10 protein-coding genes and 5 pseudogenes are annotated in these 17,845 nt (G+C 55.4%); 12 read left to right on the top strand and 3 right to left on the bottom strand.

Annotated elements, in window-relative coordinates; translation table 11 throughout:
• The 10 genes and pseudogenes from DO97_RS24455 to DO97_RS14340 form a co-directional block, all read left to right on the top strand.
• Window positions 1-383 (top strand): annotated as a pseudogene (locus DO97_RS24455) (hypothetical protein); the annotation flags it as partial.
• Window positions 384-505: 122 nt separating this feature from the next.
• Entirely contained in the window at window positions 506-1,231 is a 726-nt protein-coding gene (locus DO97_RS14380; RefSeq protein ID WP_036534674.1) for a PspA/IM30 family protein, read from the top strand.
• Between the two features lie 141 nt (window positions 1,232-1,372).
• Entirely contained in the window at window positions 1,373-2,122 is a 750-nt protein-coding gene (locus DO97_RS14375) for a PspA/IM30 family protein (protein ID WP_036534671.1), read from the top strand.
• A gap of 158 nt (window positions 2,123-2,280) precedes the next feature.
• A complete protein-coding gene (locus DO97_RS14370) occupies window positions 2,281-2,616 on the top strand; it encodes a thioredoxin family protein (protein WP_036534669.1) in 336 nt (111 codons plus the stop codon).
• A 48-nt stretch (window positions 2,617-2,664) separates the two neighbouring features.
• Window positions 2,665-3,855 (top strand): LL-diaminopimelate aminotransferase, encoded by a 1,191-nt coding sequence (locus DO97_RS14365; RefSeq protein ID WP_036534687.1) that lies wholly within the window; start codon window positions 2,665-2,667, stop codon window positions 3,853-3,855.
• A gap of 56 nt (window positions 3,856-3,911) precedes the next feature.
• On the top strand, window positions 3,912-4,238 hold the full coding sequence (locus tag DO97_RS14360) for a hypothetical protein (protein WP_036534666.1): 327 nt from the start codon (window positions 3,912-3,914) through the stop codon (window positions 4,236-4,238).
• On the top strand, window positions 4,232-5,881 hold the full coding sequence (locus DO97_RS14355; protein ID WP_036534662.1) for an ABC transporter substrate-binding protein: 1,650 nt from the start codon (window positions 4,232-4,234) through the stop codon (window positions 5,879-5,881). Before DO97_RS14360 ends, DO97_RS14355 begins: the two co-directional genes overlap by 7 nt.
• 231 nt (window positions 5,882-6,112) lie before the next feature.
• Window positions 6,113-8,502: pseudogene (locus tag DO97_RS31320) on the top strand (monovalent cation:proton antiporter family protein).
• Between the two features lie 34 nt (window positions 8,503-8,536).
• Window positions 8,537-9,317: pseudogene (fabI, locus tag DO97_RS14345) on the top strand (enoyl-ACP reductase FabI).
• A 67-nt stretch (window positions 9,318-9,384) separates the two neighbouring features.
• Window positions 9,385-10,038 carry a cofactor assembly of complex C subunit B gene (locus tag DO97_RS14340; protein WP_036534659.1) on the top strand — a complete coding sequence of 218 codons (654 nt, stop codon included), beginning with the start codon at window positions 9,385-9,387 and terminating at the stop codon, window positions 10,036-10,038.
• Here DO97_RS14340 and rfbB read toward each other — a convergent pair.
• Window positions 10,026-11,123 carry a dTDP-glucose 4,6-dehydratase gene (gene rfbB / locus DO97_RS14335; RefSeq protein ID WP_036534657.1) on the bottom strand — a complete coding sequence of 366 codons (1,098 nt, stop codon included), beginning with the start codon at window positions 11,121-11,123 and terminating at the stop codon, window positions 10,026-10,028. The genes DO97_RS14340 and rfbB overlap by 13 nt on opposite strands.
• A gap of 191 nt (window positions 11,124-11,314) precedes the next feature.
• Between rfbB and crcB the strand changes: the two genes are divergently transcribed.
• A complete protein-coding gene (gene crcB, locus DO97_RS14330) occupies window positions 11,315-11,761 on the top strand; it encodes a fluoride efflux transporter CrcB (RefSeq protein ID WP_193365084.1) in 447 nt (148 codons plus the stop codon).
• Here the strand turns inward: crcB and DO97_RS14325 are convergent.
• A pseudogene (locus DO97_RS14325) lies at window positions 11,758-15,437 on the bottom strand (hydantoinase B/oxoprolinase family protein). The gene crcB and the pseudogene DO97_RS14325 sit on opposite strands and share 4 nt — an antisense overlap.
• Before the next feature lie 104 nt (window positions 15,438-15,541).
• On the opposite strand from DO97_RS14325, the pseudogene DO97_RS31315 reads away from it, so the two are divergent.
• Window positions 15,542-16,530, top strand: a pseudogene (locus DO97_RS31315) (alpha/beta fold hydrolase).
• Between the two features lie 41 nt (window positions 16,531-16,571).
• Here DO97_RS31315 and DO97_RS14310 read toward each other — a convergent pair.
• Entirely contained in the window at window positions 16,572-17,840 is a 1,269-nt protein-coding gene (locus DO97_RS14310; protein WP_036534651.1) for a GNAT family N-acetyltransferase, read from the bottom strand.
• Window positions 17,841-17,845: the final 5 nt, after the last annotated feature.

The raw sequence follows: 17,845 nt of genomic DNA, 5'->3' as shown, positions 1-17,845 counted from the left end.
CCCCCACCTCCTTCTTGCCGTCCTTGCCCCCGGAACAACCCCAAGGACAACCGTTCCCCGTGACGTTGAATTCTATCCCCATGCCACCGCCGGGGGCACTTCCCGCGCCGCCGCCTTTGGTTGCTCCTGCGGCTACGGGAATGTTGCCCCCCCTTACAACCACACCGCTGCCGCCCCAGACCATCCAGCTGACCCCAGCTCCGACTCCAACGCCCACCTCGAACCCCAACCTTACTTCCCCGCTCAATCCGGCTCCCTCTGTGATCCGAACCCTGACGCGATCGCCGGAGGCGACGGGTGCTGACCCCACTGACCCGCAGATATTGGATGCCACCGCCGACCCCCCCCCCTGTCGCATCCCCCGCCCCAAGTCCCTAGGGTGACCCCTGCCCCAGGGTTCCAGTCCAACCTTTTGGGAGCTGGAGAGGAGTGCGATAGGATGGGACAAACAACCTGCCGGGTGGCACTGTTGGCTGGATCAACGTTGTAAGCAGAGGGAAAGGACATGGGATTGTTTGATCGCATCCTGCGGGTGATTCGGGCTAATCTCAACAGTCTGATTTCAGGCGCTGAAGATCCAGAGAAAATACTGGAACAGGCCGTTATGGAGATGCAGGATCAACTGGTGCAGTTGCGGCAAGCGGTTGCCCAAGCAATCGCCACCCAAAAGCGCACCGAACGGCAGTGTGCCCAGGCCAGCACCACCGCCCAAGACTGGTATCGGCGGGCGCAGTTGGCGCTGCAAAGTGGGGAAGAAGCCCTGGCACGGGAGGCCTTGACCCGACGCAAATCCTATCAAGAGACCGCCACGGCCATGCAATCTCAACTGGATCAGCAGGCGGGGGTGGTCACCAAACTCAAACAGGATATGCGCACCCTCGAGAGTAAGATTTCTGAAGCCCGCACCAAAAAGGATCTCTATATTGCCCGCGCCCGCTCCGCCCAAGCCTCGGAAAAGCTCTATGAGGTGATGGGCAAGGTAAACACCGGAAGTGCAATCAGTGCCTTTGAGCGCATGGAAGAGAAGGTGTTGCAATTAGAGGCCCGATCAGAGGCGATCGCCGAGCTGGGCACCGACGAACTGGAAAAACGGTTTGAGCAATTGGGCGCCGCTGATGATATTGATCAGGAGTTGGCAGCTATGAAAGCCCAGATAGCATCCAGTCCAGAAGCCGCCGCACTCCCAGCCGCCAATGAACCCGACGGTCATCCACCGGGATCTCCAGGATAAGATCTGGAGGGAAAATCCCCGAAATGTCGAGAAATTGCCTTTGACCTGTGCTAGGACAGTGGATATTGGTTTTAACTGCGTTCCAGTGAACTGGCAAAGCCTACCGACCCGCCCTGAATCCATACTGAGAGGAAGCTAACTATGGGATTACTTGACCGCATTAGCCGTGTAGCCAGAGCCAATCTCAACGATCTGGTGAGTAAATCTGAAGACCCAGAAAAAATTCTGGAACAGTCCTTAATCGACATGCAGGAAGATCTGGTGCAGTTACGTCAGGCGGTGGCCAGTGCCATTGCCACCCAAAAGCGGACTGAGCAGCAGTACAACTCCACCCAGACTGAGGTCAACAACTGGCAACAGCGCGCCCAACTGGCTCTGCAAAAGGGCAATGAGGATTTGGCACGGGAAGCTCTGACCCGGAAGAAGACCTACCAGGAGACGTCCAATTCCCTCAAATCTCAACTGGATCAGCAGGTGGCCCAGGTGGATGGGATGAAGCGTAATCTGATTACCCTGGAGAGCAAAATTTCTGAAGCCAAAACCAAGAAAGATATGCTCAAGGCTCGGATTAGTGCGGCCAAGGCAAACGAGCAAATTGCCTCCATGACTGGCAAAATCAACACCAGTAGTGCTACCTCCGCCTTCGAGCGCATGGAAGAAAAGGTGCTGATGATGGAGGCCCGCTCCCAAGGGGTGATGGAAATTGCAGGGGATAGTTTAGAGGGACAATTTGCCGCCCTGGAATCTGGCAGTGATGTCGATGATGAATTGGCAGCGATGAAGGCAGCCATCGGTGGGGGAGCCTCTCCGACAGGGATTCTCCCTGCCGGTAAGCCGACAGTAGTGGATGCCGAGTTGGAAGATTTGAAAGCTAAGATTGACCAGCTCTAGCGCCTTGCCCTTGCCCACGAGTAGGGGTTGGCTGGGGCGATCACCCTCATCGGAGGTTTGAGCCTGTCTGGGTTGGCAGGTTCTTTGAGTCGCTAAATCTCGCTGCCGAGGAACTGTAAAAGATGTCAGAATGACGGAGGTGATTGAGAAACCTCCGCATGAGTAGCGTCATTTCCCTAATCGATCCAGCATTTGACATCCAAGTTCTACAAGCCACTGCCCCGGTGCTGGTCTATTTTTGGGCTCCCTGGTGTGGCCCCTGTCGGTTAATGTCCCCCTTAATGGATTGGGCTGCCACTCATTACGGCGATCGCCTGCAAATTTTTAAGATGGAAGTTGACCCCAACCCTGAATCCGTTGGCAAATATAATATCCAAGGTGTCCCTGCCCTGATGTTATTTCACGCTGGGATAGCGGTAGCCTTTCTGGAAGGGGTGAAGGGCAAGCAAGACATCATCAATTTTCTGGATGCCAATCTCAGCGGGGTGAATTAACGGCAGCAGCCATGGGGAGCCGCCGCCCGACACCAGTGATGCCCAATGATACAGTTTGCTAAACGTCTTGATGCACTCCAGGGAAATGTCTTCGCCGATATGGATCAGGCCAAGGCAAAAGCCAGGGCTGCCGGACAGCTGATCCTGGATCTATCCCTGGGATCTTCGGATCTACCGACGTCAGCCCCGGTTCTGGCAGCGATCGCCGCATCTCTCGCTGACCCAACGACCCACGGCTATCTGCTGTTTCATGGCACCCGAGAGTTTCGCCAAGTCGTAGCCCAGTGGTACACCCAGAAGTACGGGGTGGGTGTTGATCCAGAAACCGAGGTACTGCCCTTAATTGGCTCCCAGGAGGGAACCGCCCATCTACCCCTAGCGATTTTGAATCCGGGAGATGTGGCGTTGCTCCTCGACCCTGGTTATCCGTCCCACATGGGAGGGGTTTACTTGGCAGGGGGGCAGATTTACCCCATGCCCCTGCGCCCAGAGGCAGGCTTTTTGCCCGTTTTCGCCGATATTCCCCCGTCGGTGTTAGCGCAAGCTCGGCTGATGGTGTTGAGTTATCCCCATAACCCCACGACGGCGATCGCCCCGTTGTCGTTTTTTCAAGCCGCAGTGGACTTCTGTCAACAGCACCATCTGGTGTTGGTGCACGACTTCCCCTATGCAGATTTTGTCTTCGAGGCCAAGCCGCCGCCCTCCATTTTGCAGGCAGATCCCCAAAAGCAAGTTTCCATTGAGCTGTTTACCCTCTCCAAGTCCTACCACATGGGGGGATTTCGGGTTGGTTATGCCATTGGGAACCCGGACTTAATTCGAGCCCTGCGCCAGATCAAAGCCGTGGTGGACTTTAACCAGTACAGCGGGATTCTCAATGGGGCGATCGCCGCCTTGCAAGGCGATCCCCAACTCGTCGCCCAGGGAGTTGACTGCTTCCGCCAGCGGCGGGATGTTTTTATCAATGCCCTGGAAGCCATCGGCTGGCCCGTAAATCGACCTGAGGCCACCATGTATGTCTGGGCCAAGTTACCAGCCCCATGGAGCCATGAGTCGGTTCAGTTCTGCCAGCAGTTGGTGGCGGCGACGGGGGTGGCAGCATCACCGGGGGCTGGTTTTGGCCAAGCGGGGGAAGGCTATGTCCGCTTTGCCCTCGTACATCCCCCGGAGATCTTAGCGATCGCCGTTGACCGGATCGCTGAATTTCTGCGCACTTACTCCCCCGTTCAGCCAGGGTGATTGGACTTGAACTGAAATAACTTCTTAAATTGTATGTACTCAGTGGAACAACCCTTATGCATCGCATCCGCAATCTCTTTCTCCTAGCCCTTTGTACCTTGGTAATTGTCCTGGGATGTGCCCTCGTCCCGATCTTGAGTCGTCATGGAGCCGTATCCGCTACGACGGTGTTCATGGGGCAACCCCCCACCCCTGAAGCCACCGAGGGGTTGATGGCAGCTCGGGGATGTTCGGGTGCCAACTCGGCTAAAGATGCCCTGAAATCTGCGGAGAACTATCTGCGAGAAGTGCGTCGTGAGAGTCGGGAGCTGGAACAAGCTTGGGATAGCACCCGGCAAGCCTTGACAGCGGTGAATCGCCATCTCAGTCGTTACCGATGCTAAGAAGCTGGTTGCGATCGCGGCAGCTGCGGCCATGGATCGTTGGCCTGGGTTTGTGGGTCTGCGCCCTATTGCTGCTGGTGAGTTGTCAGCAACGACCCCACGGGGTTGATGCCGGGAACCAGGGACGGATTACCCTCGGGACAACGGCGAAGATCCGCACCCTAGACCCGGCGGATGCTTACGAATTATTTGCGGGGACCCTCCTCTATAACCTGGGAGATCGCCTGTATACCTACAAACTGGGTACTACCGAACTGCAACCGCAATTGGCAACGGCCTTGCCAACGGTGAGCCGAGATGGATTAACCTACACCCTGCCGCTGCGACAGGGGGTGGTATTTCACGATGGCACGCCCTTTAATGCCGCAGCCATGGCCTTTTCCCTCCGGCGATTTATCGCCAATGGAGGGCAACCCGCCTTTCTATTGGCCGATACTGTAGCTAAGGTTGAGACCACCGGGGCCTATGAACTGACGATTACCCTGAAGCAACCCTTTGTCGGGTTTCCAGCCTTGCTGGCATTTTCCGGGTTATGCGCCGTCTCCCCCCAGGCCTATACCTTGGGAGCGGGTCAGTTCCATCCCGACCAATTCATTGGCACCGGGCCCTATCGACTGGCTCAGTACGGCAATGATTCCCTGCGGTTGGAGGCATTTGACCAATACTGGGGCGAAAAACCAGCCAATCCCGGCGTTACCATTCAAAGCCTTTCCAGTAGTGCCATTCTCTTCAATGCCTTTCGCACCGGGGCAGTGGATCTGGCCTATCAAACCCTGGATGTTGATCAAATCCGCAGCCTGCAACAGGGGGGGACTGAGGGCAAGTGGCAGGTGATAGAAGGCCGGGGGGATGGCATTTATTACCTCACCCTCAACCTTAAAAGCCCCCCTCTGGATCGGCAATTCGTGCGACAGGCAATCGCGGCGGTGATCGATCGCCCCCTGCTACAAAGCCGGATCTTTCGCGGCCAGATCGAGCCACTCTATAGCTTGATTCCCACCACCCTGGATAGCTATCGCCCGGTGTTCCGCGATCGCTACGGCGATGGCAATGTTCCCAAAGCCCAAGCCTTATTGACACAAGCAGGTTATGCCCCCAGTCACCCGTTAATCGTAGAACTCTGGTATCGCTCCAATCTCACCAGTAACAGTTTGGTTGCCAATATGCTCAAAGCCTTTGTGCAGCAAAAAATGGGGGGAATGATGCAGATTGATCTCAAGAGCGTAGAATCCGCTACCGCCTATCAGAACCTGGATAAGGGCGTCTATCCCACCTTTATCCTTGACTGGACACCGGACTTTCTAGATGCCGATAACTATCTCTATCCCTTCATGGACTGTGCCCAAGGCTCGGTAGCAACAGGCTGTGAAGCTGGCTCTAGTAAGGGACAGGGGTCTTTTTACTACAATCCCCAGGTCAATCAGTTACTAGCTCAGTCTCGTCAACAGCTCGATCCCCAGGTGCGTCGCCAACTGCTCATCCAGATCCAGGAAATTCTGGCGGCGGAGGTTCCCTTTATTCCCCTCTGGCAGAGCAAGGAGTTTCTGTTTGCCCAGTCCCAAGTGACCGGAGCACATCTCGAAGCCACCCAAAAAGTTCCTTTTTGGACGCTCCACAAGGCAGGAGAACCCGCGCTACCCTAACCTCCTCCCAGGGTTGAGCCCCGTCAGAGCCAGTGCTCTCATCGACTCGCCATCAGAGTCATGGCAAGCAGCGGTTCTCTCTGGGGAACATTCCTGGTGGCTCTCGTCCTGACTGAAGTCTGGGATTTACTCTGACAGAGCCAGAATTCTGCCAGAAAAACTCGGTATGCTAATTATTAAGAAGCGTAATACTTGTTCTCATCTTTTAAGTCAGGGCGTTATTAAAAACCTGTGCAAGAAGACTTTAGATTAATTGTCGATTTAGTGTCTGTGCTGGGGGCAGCGGTCACAGGTGGACTTCTAGCTGCCCTTTGCCGTCAGCCCATTTTGCTGGGCTATTTAGTGGCGGGCATGATGGTTGGCCCTTCCGGCTTTGGCTTGATCAAAGAAGTGGTGCAGGTAGAAACCCTGGCCCAAATTGGGGTTGCCTTTCTGTTGTTTACCTTAGGGGTGAAGTTCTCCTTTGCGGAGTTGCGGAAAGTGCAGACCATTAGTCTGGGCGGCGGCGGGCTGCAAATTACCCTGACGATTTTGGTGACGACCCTGGTGTCCTTAGGGGTGGGATGGGTCACGGCTCCCGCTCAGGGAATCTTTCTGGGGGCGATTCTCTCCCTGTCTTCAACGGCGGTGGTGTTGAAGTCCTTGAGTGAGTCCAACGAAACCGAGACCCCCCGAGGGGCAAGTGATGCTGGGCATCCTGATTATTCAAGACTTGGCCGTGGGATTAATGCTGGCGGTGCTGCCAGCCCTGGATAAACCCGTCGAGGAGATTGGGTTGGCCGTGGGCTGGGCGTTGTTACAGACGGGGGTGTTTGCTGCGGGGGCGATCGCCGCTGGCATTTGGTTCATTCCTCCCCTGCTGCGGTTATTGGCGCGCACGGAAAGCCGCGAACTCTTCTTATTGGGGGTGGTTGCCCTCTGTTTAAGCATTGCCCTGCTCACCGACCACATGGGACTCTCCATTGAAATGGGGGCCTTCGTTGCTGGGTTGATGATTTCGGAGGTGGAATATGCGGATCAAACCCTGACCTATGTGGAACCGCTACGGGATATTTTCGCCACCCTATTTTTTGCCGCCATTGGCATGTTAATTGATCCGGTGTTCCTGTGGGAGAACCTAGAGTTGATCCTGGGTTTGGTCGCCCTGGTGCTGATTGGCAAATTTTTGATTATTACCCCGCTGGTGAGAGCCTTTCGTTATCCGCTAAAAACAGCATTGATTGCTGGGGTGGGGCTGGCTCAGATTGGGGAATTTTCCTTTGTTCTTGCCAGTGAGGGGCAGTCTTTGGGTCTGGTTTCTCGCCGGGTCTATCTCTTGATTCTGGGTACCACCGCGGTCACCTTGGTGTTGACGCCCTTCTTGCTGCGGCTGCTCCCCAAACTATTGAGCTGGGCAGAGGCCCATCCTCAGCTCAAGCGTTATCTGGAAACTGAAACGCCCCAGGAAGTGGCAGACACTGTCCCCACGCAAAATCATGTCGTGGTCTGTGGTTACGGACGGATTGGACAGAACATTGTCCAGCTATTGTTGAACCACAACTACCCCGTCGTCGTCATTGACCAGTCTGAGCAGGCGGTACAAAAACTCCGAGACGCAGGCATTCCCTATATCTACGGCAATGCCGCCAGTGTCCGGGCATTGGAAAAGTCAGCCGTGGCTCAGGCACGGGGCATGGCGATCGCCCTCCCAGACCCCATGAGTACCCGCCTTTGCCTGAAACGCGCCCTGGAATTTGCCCCCGAACTAGATGTAGTAGTGCGTGCCAACCGGAATCAAGATATTGAAATCCTCTATCAACTTGGGGCCCGGGAGGTGGTGCAACCGGAATTTGAGGCCAGCTTGGAGTTGTCTACCCATCTCCTGCTGGGAATGGGTCTGCCTTTGCCCGTGATTCAGCGAGATGTCAACCAAATTCGCAGCAGTCATTACTTGGCACTCCGCCCCGAACAATCGGCTCGTGAGGTTTCCCGTGAGGTCCAGGTGGCCGCTAAACACCTGAACAGCAAGTGGTATGCTCTGCCAGAAACCTCAACCTTAAGTGGCATGACCCTAGAGGAGGCTGACCTCCGCCGCCTTACCGGGGGTGAGCCTGATGGTGATCCGCCGCGATAATGGGGAGGAAGTGGATTACCCAGACTCCCAAACCTTGCTCGAAAGTGGCGATCGGCTGTTGTTGGTGGGGGAACCCGCAGAACTAGCGGCTCTGGATGAGTTGGCACGGGGAGAACGTACCCTACCGGGGGTAGGATCATCCTGTCAGTGGCTGACCATTCCCCTCGAAAGTCCCGTCATCGGTCAGACCTTAGCGACGTTAGATATTCGTCGCCAGTTTGACACCCAGGTGCAGGCGATTCGCCGTCAGGGGCAGTTTATTCGCTTCCCTGCAGGGGATGTCGATCTACAAGCAGGCGATCGCCTGTTGCTCTGTGGTAGTTACAAAGCTCTGAGCCACGTTGAACAATTGGTGGCTTCTCCCCTGCCCCAACTGTCCATCCCTTTGCTCCCAGAGGCAACGATTCCGGATATGCTGTTGAATCGGCTCACTACTGAGCCATCCCCGGCGGCGACCCTGACCACTGAGGTTAATGGTTGCTCCCTCAACAATGGCTCCCCCCGCTGAGTCAACATTCCCTTCTGCTGAAAAATAAGTGATTATGCTGGATCTAACTGGAAAAAACTGCCCTGGTGACTGGCATCGCCAACAATCGCTCGATTGCCTGGGGGATTGCCCAACAACTGCATCAAGCCGGTGCCAATCTGGGCATTACCTACCTGCCTGATGACAAAGGACGTTACGAGAAAAAGGTTGCGGAACTGGTTGAACCCTTGAATCCCAGCCTGTTTTTGCCCTGCAACGTCCAAGACGATAGCCAAATTGATGCCACCGCTGAGGCCATTCGCCAGCAATGGGGTCATCTGGATATCTTGATTCACTGTCTGGCCTTTGCGAATAAAGAAGACCTGACCGGAGGCTTTAGTGAGACCTCTCGCCAAGGATTTTCCCTGGCCCTGGATGTCAGCGCCTATTCCTTGATCCAATTGACCCGAGCTGTGAAACCCCTGATGACCCATGGGGGGAGTATCGTCACCCTCACTTATCTGGGTGGGGTGCGGGTGATTCCTAATTACAACGTCATGGGGATTGCCAAGGCCGCCCTGGAAATGAATGTGCGCTACCTGGCCTCAGAGTTGGGTCCTGAGAAGATCCGGGTGAATGCGATTTCCGCTGGCCCGATTCGTACCTTGGCCTCCTCAGCGGTGGGGGGCATTTTGGACATGATCCACCATGTGGAAACCGTTGCGCCCCTCCGACGTACCGTCACCCAGACAGAAGTGGGAAATACCGCAGCCTTCCTCTGTAGCGACCTATCCAGTGGCATTACGGGGCAAATCCTTTACGTCGATGCAGGTTACGAAATTATGGGAATGGGCTAGGGAAATTCATAGCTTCCTTTGCTAGTATTGCGTCCTACTGCACTCAGAGGTTTATACCTTCGGATAGATGAGCACCTCACGGCAGGATTATCCCCTACTGCGGCAACTCCCAATTGGGGTGGGCATCCTGGCGGGAAGTTTACTGATGGTCAATCGCTTCCTCACCCCTGAGTTGACCAATTCCCAGGCCAGATCGGATGTCCTAGGAATTATTCTCAGTGCCGTTTTGGTCTTAACTGGGTTGCTGTGGCAGCAAGTTCAACCCCAATTGCCCGAGGCCGTGCAATTAAAAGGAACAGAAGGGTTTGAGCTAGAAGCCAATCTGCCGGAAGCGGCAAAAACCGAGTTGGCTTGGGTCTCCCATCTGCTCTTGACCCATACCATCACCGGTTCTTTGGTGGTCTACTATCGTGGGCAGGTACTAGTGCGACGGGGAATTTTGGGGGAGAATCCCCTAGTGCAACCCGGTGCGATTTTACAGCGAGTACTCCAGCTGCAGCAGCCCGTTTACCTGGTGAAGTTAGCCCTCTATCCCGGACGATTTGAATTTGATTACCTCCCGGAAAATACCCAGGGGGTGATTTGCCAGCCCATTGGTCAACAGGGCGCTTTGATCTTAGGGGCAAAAGCACCCCGGAGCTACACCCGCCAAGATGAAGCTTGGATTGCCGCGATCGCCGATAAGCTTGACGACACGCTCCAACGTAGTTATCCGTGGTAGACCTTGTTGTAGTAGGCCTGGTACTCCGGAGAGAGCAGGGGTTGCCACCAGTCCTGATGCTGAAGATACCACTCCACGGTCAGCCGTAATCCTTGGGTGAGGGTGACGCTGGATGTCCATCCTAGTTCTGTTTGAATTTTGTTGGCATTGATCGCATAACGACGGTCATGACCGGGTCGATCCTTGACAAAGGTGAGCAGATCCCGGCTGGGACGTACGGGCAGTTTAGGCGCTAACTCATCCATCAACTCGCACAGAGTCTTGACTAAATCCAGATTCTTGACTTCGTTATTGCCCCCCACGTTATAGGTTTCCCCTGGCTGTCCCCGATGGAGTACGGTATCAAGGGCGCTACAGTGATCACCCACATACAGCCAGTCCCGCACATTCTGACCATCTCCATAGACGGGGAGGGGCTTGCCCAAGAGAATATTGATACACATCAAGGGGATCAGTTTTTCTGGAAAGTGATAGGCTCCGTAGTTATTTGAGCAATTGGTAATCAGGGTGGGCATCCCATAGGTATGGAAGTAGGCGCGGGCAAGATGGTCACTGCCAGCCTTTGAGGCTGAATAAGGACTATTGGGCGCGTAGGGCGTGGTTTCTGTAAACGCGGGATCGGCTGGCCCCAGGCTGCCATAGACTTCGTCGGTGGAAACATGCAGAAATCGATAATGGTGGGGCTGCTGTTGCTTCAACCAGTGCTGCCGAAAGGCTTCCAATAGAGTGAAACTGCCCACCACATTGGTCCGAACAAAGGCATCTGGCCCTAGAATCGAGCGGTCAACATGGGACTCGGCGGCAAAGTGAGCAATGGTCGAGATCCCTTCTTGTTTAAGGATGCCATCGATCAACAGGCGATCGCAGATGTCCCCTTCCATAAAGCGAAAATTAGGGTTCCCCTCCAAGGCTTCCAGGTTTTGGAGATTGCCTGCATAGGTAAGGGCATCTAGCACCACAACTCGATCTTGGGGATAGCGATCGCACCAGTAGTGAACAAAATTCGAGCCAATAAACCCGGCTCCCCCGGTTACGAGCAAGCGACGACGCTCACACTGGTCACGATCAGCTTGGTAATCTGTCATAGGTGATATGGGTCATTAAACTTGAAACTTGGAATCCTCTCCCCCATTGCTGACTCGGCCATGGGTTTAGTGGCAACCCTCTCGTGTTTCCGATCACAAAGTGTCCGTTGGAAACTATTCTGACTTTAAACAGGCCTTTTTGATGCAATTCCAGTACCGTAAAAACTGAATGGAGGGAATTTCATAGAAGTATGCACTTAAAGCAACTGTTGATGGGGCTGATGGGTGTTGTTGCTAGCAACGCCGAGCGTCCCGATGTGCGAGCTGCTGTGGCAGTTAGTTTGGGGGCAGTTCCTGGAGCTTTAAGTCGCTATTACTTGGGACTCTGGTTCGCTCAACGCTTTGGTACGAGCTTTCCCTATGGCACCTTTTTTATTAATTTGACTGGCTGCTTCGTCATGGGCTTTTTTGCCACCCTGGCGCTAGAGCGAGTCGTGACCATTGGCCCTGAGTTGCGGCTAATGTTCGCAGTGGGTTTTTTGGGGGCTTACACCACCTTTTCCACCTACGGTCTGGATACAGTTTACTTGTTGCGAACCGGTAACTCGGGGTTAGCCCTCCTCTACTGGGCTGGAAGTGCGGTGTTGGGAGTGGTCGGGGTGCAGTTAGGGGTGATCTTGGCTCGCTGGTGGCCCTAGGGATTGCTCGGGCCATATCCGCCCCCACCGGGGGTAGCAATCACAAATACATCCCCTGGTTGCATCTCAACTTCGGCTCGACCGTCTAACACCTCAAGGGTGCCATCCTGCCGCTCGACCCAGTTACGCCCCACCGCCGCCGCTGCCCCACCCCGGAGGCCAAACGGAGGAATAATGCGGTGACCTGAAAGAATTGCAGCGGTCATGGGTTCACAGAAACGGAGTCGCCGGATCACCCCATTGCCCCCCGGATATTGCCCGGTGCCGCCGCTCTGAGGGCTAATCTCAAAGCTCTCTAGCTGGACAGGGAACCGCCATTCTAGAACCTCTGGATCGGTGAGCCGAGAGTTGGTCATGTGGGTCTGAACCGCATCGGTGCCCGCAAACCCGGCTCCAGCCCCAGATCCCCCGCAAATGGTTTCATAGTACTGGTGTTGACCATTGCCAAAGGTGAAATTGTTCATCGTGCCTTGGGAGGCAGCTTGCAAACCCAGCGCCCCATAGAGCGCATCCACGATCGCCTGGGAGGTCTCCACATTTCCCGCCACCACCGCCGCCGGATAACGGGGATGTAACAGACAACCCTCCGGCACCACCATTTCGAGAGGGCGCAAACATCCGGCATTCAGCGGGATATCCGCAGCAACTAAGGTGCGAAACACGTACAGAACCGCCGCTTTGCAAATGGACAGGGGCGCATTGAGGTTATTGTCCTGTTGCGGTGAGGTACCGGTAAAATCAATGCGGACGCTACGGGTTGCCTGGTGGATGGTGATTGTGACGCAAATTTGGCTGCCATCATCCATGGGATAGATAAAATGCCCATCTTGAAGCTGGTGAATGGCTTGCCGTACACAACTCTCCGCGTAATCCTGCACATATCCCATATAGGCCTGCACCATTTCCAACCCCAAATCAGCCACCAGCTGCTGGAGTGCCTGTACCCCCCGCTCATTGGCAGCAATCTGCGCCTTGAGGTCGGCAAGATTCTGCTGCGGGTTCCGCGCCGGGTAGGGGCCGGAGGTCAGCAGCGCCAGAAGGTCTGACTCACAGAGTTGTCCTTGGATCACGAGGGGGACTTGATCGAGCAAAATTCCTTCTTCTGCGAGGGTGCGACTGTGGGGCGGCATGGAGCCAGGGGTAATGCCACCGATGTCGGCATGGTGTCCTCGGGAAGCTACATAGAAGCTGGGCGTAGTAATCCCCGCCAGGAACACGGGGGTGATCACCGTAATATCCGGTAGATGGGTGCCGCCCCTGTAGGGGTTATTGGACGCATAGACCGTGCCGGGTTGGATGGTATTGCCAACCGCTGTGATCAAACTCTCGACACTATCCCCCATGGAGCCTAAATGCACCGGGATATGGGGGGCATTGGCAATCAGATGCCCTTGGTGGTCAAATAAAGCACAGGAAAAGTCTAAGCGTTCCTTGATATTGACGGAATAGCTAGTGTTCTGGAGGGTAATTCCCATCTGCTCCGCGATCGCCCGGAAGCGGTGATTAAAGAGTTCCAGCCGCATGGGATCGGGCTGAGTGATACTAAACTTTCTTGCCATGCCAGGGGCTAGAACCCTTTTCTGAGTTTTGTTCAGCAACAGATGGTTACGCTCCGTCAGCTGTGCTTCCCAACCTGGTTCCACCACCAGGGTACTCGTGGGATCAACCAAAATCGCGGGACCAGAAATGCGATCGCCCGGTTGCAGATCCAGGCGTTGCCAGATGGGGGTCTTTAGAAACTGGGTGCTGCTGCCTGCGTTCGTATACATCTCGACGTAGGCGATGGCGGGGGGCAGTTGATCGCTTGGGCGGGTGCGCTGGATATGAGGTTCCTCCGGTATGGTTGCCAGACGGATGCCCTCGACGGCAATGGATTCGACGATCAAGGGCTTGTCAGGTGCCATAAACCCATAGCGTTGCTGATGGGCCTGCTCAAATTGCTGGATCATCGTCCCGCGATCGCCAAAGGGCACCATCAGGGCGGCATCGGTTCCTTGGTAACGCAGGTGGACTTTGGCCAGCAGTTGCAGTTTCAGATCGGTGTCTGGCTCCTCCGCCTGTTGCCATAACACCTGTTGAACCGTCTCGGCTAACCGGGCCACCGCCTGAGTTAACTGGGTGTCAAGTTCAGGGCTTAAGAGGGCTTCCACGGCCTGTTCTCGCCAGACCCGTAGATCGGCCAACCCCATACCGTAGGCTGACAAAACCCCTGCCAGGGGATGGAGAAACACCTGGTGCATCCCGAGGGCATCGGCAATCAGGCAAGCGTGCTGCCCCCCTGCCCCCCCAAAACAACAGAGGGTATATTCACTGAGGTCATAGCCTCGTTGCACCGAGATTTTTTTGATCGCCATCGCCATGGTTTCTACGGCGATGGCAAGAAAACTGTGGGCAACCTCTTCCGGCGTTTGCACCTGCCCGGTTACCGTCTGAATCTGAGTAGTCAGTTGGCGAAACTGCGCCTCCACGACTGCCCGATCCAGGGGTTGATCGGCGGTTGCTCCAAACACTTGGGGGAAAAACTCCGGGTGCAACTTACCCACCATGACATTACAGTCCGTCACGGTCAGCGGACCCCCCCCGCCGATAGCACGCAGGCCCTGGATTTGCCCCCGCAGAATCGGGGCCCACCTGGTACCGCGCCCCATCAAAGTGGAGAATCGACCCTCCCCCCGCCGCCACAGTGTGAATGTCCATCATCGGGGTTCGCAGCCGTACCCCCGCCAGTTCCGTTTGGAAGACACGCTCATAGTCAGGCACTCCTACCTGCCCGAGGGAAGGCGCACGGTAATGAGCCACATCCGTAGACGTGCCCCCCATGTCAAAGCTAATAATGTAACGGATTCCCGCGATCGCACTGGTTTGCACCGCGCCGACCATCCCCCCCGGCTGGCCCCGAAAGAATGCTATCTTTGCCTCGGAACTCTGCCGCAGCAGTTAATCCGCCATTGGACTGCATCAGCATAAGTGGAATCGGCCCCAGTTCAGCACTCACCTGTTCCACATAGCGGTGCAAAATCGGCGATAGATAGGCATCCACCACCGTGGTGTCTCCCCGGCTAATCAGTTTCATCACTGGACTGACTTGGTGAGAGACAGAGATCTGAGTAAACCCAATTCCCCGCACCAGATCCGCCAGTTGGGCTTCATGGTCAGGGTAGCGATAGCCATGTAACAAGACAATGGCGCAGGCGCGAATGCCATCGGTGTAGGCAGCCTGAAGCGCCTGCACCAAGTCAGCGGTGATTTGCACGGGCAAAAGCTCTTCCCCCTGGGCACTGTAGCGTTCAGGAATTTCAATCACCTGTTCATAGAGCATTTCTGGCAAGATGATTTGCCGCGCAAAGATCTGAGGACGGTTCTGGTAGCCAATCCGCAGGGCATCTCGAAATCCCTGGGTAATCAACAACAGGGTGCGATCGCCCCGCCGCTCTAACAGGGCGTTGGTGGCAACGGTGGTTCCCATTTTGACCACGGCAATTTGATCGGCGGGGAACGGGGTCTTTGCTGCCAGTCCCAACAGATCCCGAATTCCCTGAAGGGGTGCATCGTGGTAGCGCTCTGGTTGATCGGAGAGCAACTTATGCACTACCAACCTCCCGTCTGGTCGCCGCGCCACAATATCGGTAAAGGTGCCGCCCCGATCGATCCAAAATTGCCAGCGGTTGAGGGTCATGATGGGTGTAAATCCTACATTTGGAGCGATCGCCCCTCGGTATCAGTAAAGCCTAGATCTGTTTCTGGGACTGAAGTGTATAAGCTTCAAGATAGGATAGTGTCATGGCTAATCTTACGCTTCGGGGTGTCCCCCACACCTACGATCTGACCGCTCCCACCGGGTTTCCCCACGTTCTCGTGTTCATTCATGGCTGGATGTTGAGTCGCGCCTACTGGCAGCCGCTGATTCAGCAATTGGCTCCCGATTATCAGTGCCTTTCCTATGATTTGCGGGGCTTTGGTCAGTCGCAACCGGGGGATTCGTCCTTGGCCTTCTCCGGATTCCAATTCGCTGCGATCGCGGAACAACCTTCATCCTATCGTGCCCATCCCAACGAAGTGGCTATGTCAGCAGCCCCCCTGGATTCAGACTACTCAGGCTCCAGGGGCGTTGATACGGGGGCCTCCCCACGCCCCTGCTAGCTACGCCGCCGATCTCGAGGGACTCCTTCAACAATTAAAGATTGAGAGTGCGTGGTTGATTGGACACTCTCTGGGGGGCACCATTGCCCTGTGGGGGGCCGCACAGTACCCCGCCAGGGTGAAGGGGGTGATCTGCTTAAATTCCGGGGGGGGTCATCTATTTGAAAGAAGACTTCGAGCGGTTTCGGGCAGCAGGAGCTCAACTGGTGAAGTTCCGCCCCCGCTGGTTGTCCAGTCTGCCACTGCTGGATCTGGTATTTGCCAGGGCAAATGTGGCACATCCCCTCAATCGTTCCTGGGGTCAGCAACGCCTAGAGGACTTTGTGAACGCTCAATCGGAGGCGGCACTGGGTACCTTACTAGACTCGACAACGGAAGCAGAAGTGCATCAACTCCCCCACCTAGTTACCCAACTCCCCCAGCCGGTTTATTTCATTACCGGGCTACAGGATGCGGTGATGGAACCCAAGTATGTGCGTCACCTCGCCAGTTTTCATCAGCTGTTTCGTGGCAACGGTGGTAATGTCCTGGAAATTGCCGACTGTGGTCATCTCTCAATGGTGGAGCAACCCGATCAGGTGGCGCACCATATTCGTCAGATCCTGCCAATGCCGAAGGTTGGGGTTTGACGGTTTGATTTTGTCCTCCTCTGCCTAATCAGCCCAATAGGCTAAAAAGCATCCCAGCAAAAGGGTGGCGTTGCTTCCCAGGCTGTATCAAGCTTGGTTAACAGGCTGGGGTCGCCCGTCCATTCCACTTCCTTTGTCCAAACCAGTTCCGAGGCTCGCCGCAGACCACAGTACATCTCGGTCAGATGGGCAATCGAGGTTTTGAGTACCCCTGGGGATCTCTGGCTCACAGGATGCATTCGTCCGGTGGCAAAGTTAGCGGTGAGGGTCTGATCCCCCAGCACCGGATCGGTGATTTCAAAGGTCAGCAGAAAGGAATCACCTGGCCGCACTGGACGCAGGCGAAACGCTGTTGCCACATCGATCAATCGCCACATAAAGCCAGCTCCAATTTCACCAAAGCGGTGAGTCAACCCAAAAAACTCAACTGTCTGTCGCAGCCCTGGATCACAACGCTGCTCCCGCAACAGATAGGGGAAGGAATCCTCCGGGTAAGTATTCCAGACAAGGGTAGAGACTTGATCCTTCAAGGTCGAGAGAAAACCTAAGATCCCCCGGTAGGCATCCCCATTGAGGGCAACCCATTCCTGAATCACCAAGGACAGTGCTGGCTGGGAGAGGGTGTCGAGGAGGGTATACTGCAAAATCACATATCCGAGAATCTGCCCACCCTCCAGGTAACAGTATATTTCCCGTCCGGGACAGGGCTTGAGGCGCGATCGCCACTGCCAGTCCTGGCGTCGGAGCCACCCATTATGCTGGCAAGCGGCGTGGTGATAGGCATTGGTAAGTGCAATCTGATGCTGAGTCGGGTCATAGGCGGCGATATGGCAGCGCTCTGGATAGGAGGGTAAATGGTGGCTGGCAACCGTGTATTGATGCACCCGCCCCACCCAAGCCCACCCTAACTGACGATAGAAACCGTGCTGAAACGGATAGAGGATGGCTAGGGGAATTTGCTGCTGCTGCAAATCCCGCAAGGATTGCTCCAGCATCCACCGCCCCACTCCCTGTCCCCGTCGTTCCAGAGCCACGGCGACACCTGCAAATCCCTTGGCTGGTAATTCCTGACCTTCAAGGAACACACTCAGCTGCAACTCAGTATACGTACCAACCCCTAAGCCCGTCCGCTGATCCACAGCAATAAACTGCTGCCGCCCTTCCGGGTTAATTCCATGGGCATACCATTCCTGTTCCACCTCTGCATTCGATTTGAGGGGAGCAAAGGCTAACCGATCTAAGTGAACAATTTGGGACAAATCCTCAGCCTCAGCAGGCCGGAGGCAAATTTCAACGCGATCGGTGACCATGGGGG

It is taken from the genome of Neosynechococcus sphagnicola sy1, assembly GCF_000775285.1.
Taxonomy (GTDB): domain Bacteria; phylum Cyanobacteriota; class Cyanobacteriia; order Neosynechococcales; family Neosynechococcaceae; genus Neosynechococcus; species Neosynechococcus sphagnicola.
Note: the sequence above shows the minus strand (reverse complement) of the source record. Positions and strands in the feature narration are given on the sequence as shown.

Coding starts and splice junctions, on each gene's coding strand:
- rfbB (WP_036534657.1), bottom strand. CDS start 11,123: ATGACAGATTACCAAGCTGATCGTGACCAGTGTGAGCGTCGTCGCTTG.
- DO97_RS14310 (WP_036534651.1), bottom strand. CDS start 17,840: ATGGTCACCGATCGCGTTGAAATTTGCCTCCGGCCTGCTGAGGCTGAG.
- crcB (WP_193365084.1), top strand. CDS start 11,315: ATGCACTTAAAGCAACTGTTGATGGGGCTGATGGGTGTTGTTGCTAGC.
- DO97_RS14355 (WP_036534662.1), top strand. CDS start 4,232: ATGCTAAGAAGCTGGTTGCGATCGCGGCAGCTGCGGCCATGGATCGTT.
- DO97_RS14375 (WP_036534671.1), top strand. CDS start 1,373: ATGGGATTACTTGACCGCATTAGCCGTGTAGCCAGAGCCAATCTCAAC.
- DO97_RS14340 (WP_036534659.1), top strand. CDS start 9,385: ATGAGCACCTCACGGCAGGATTATCCCCTACTGCGGCAACTCCCAATT.
- DO97_RS14380 (WP_036534674.1), top strand. CDS start 506: ATGGGATTGTTTGATCGCATCCTGCGGGTGATTCGGGCTAATCTCAAC.
- DO97_RS14370 (WP_036534669.1), top strand. CDS start 2,281: ATGAGTAGCGTCATTTCCCTAATCGATCCAGCATTTGACATCCAAGTT.
- DO97_RS14360 (WP_036534666.1), top strand. CDS start 3,912: ATGCATCGCATCCGCAATCTCTTTCTCCTAGCCCTTTGTACCTTGGTA.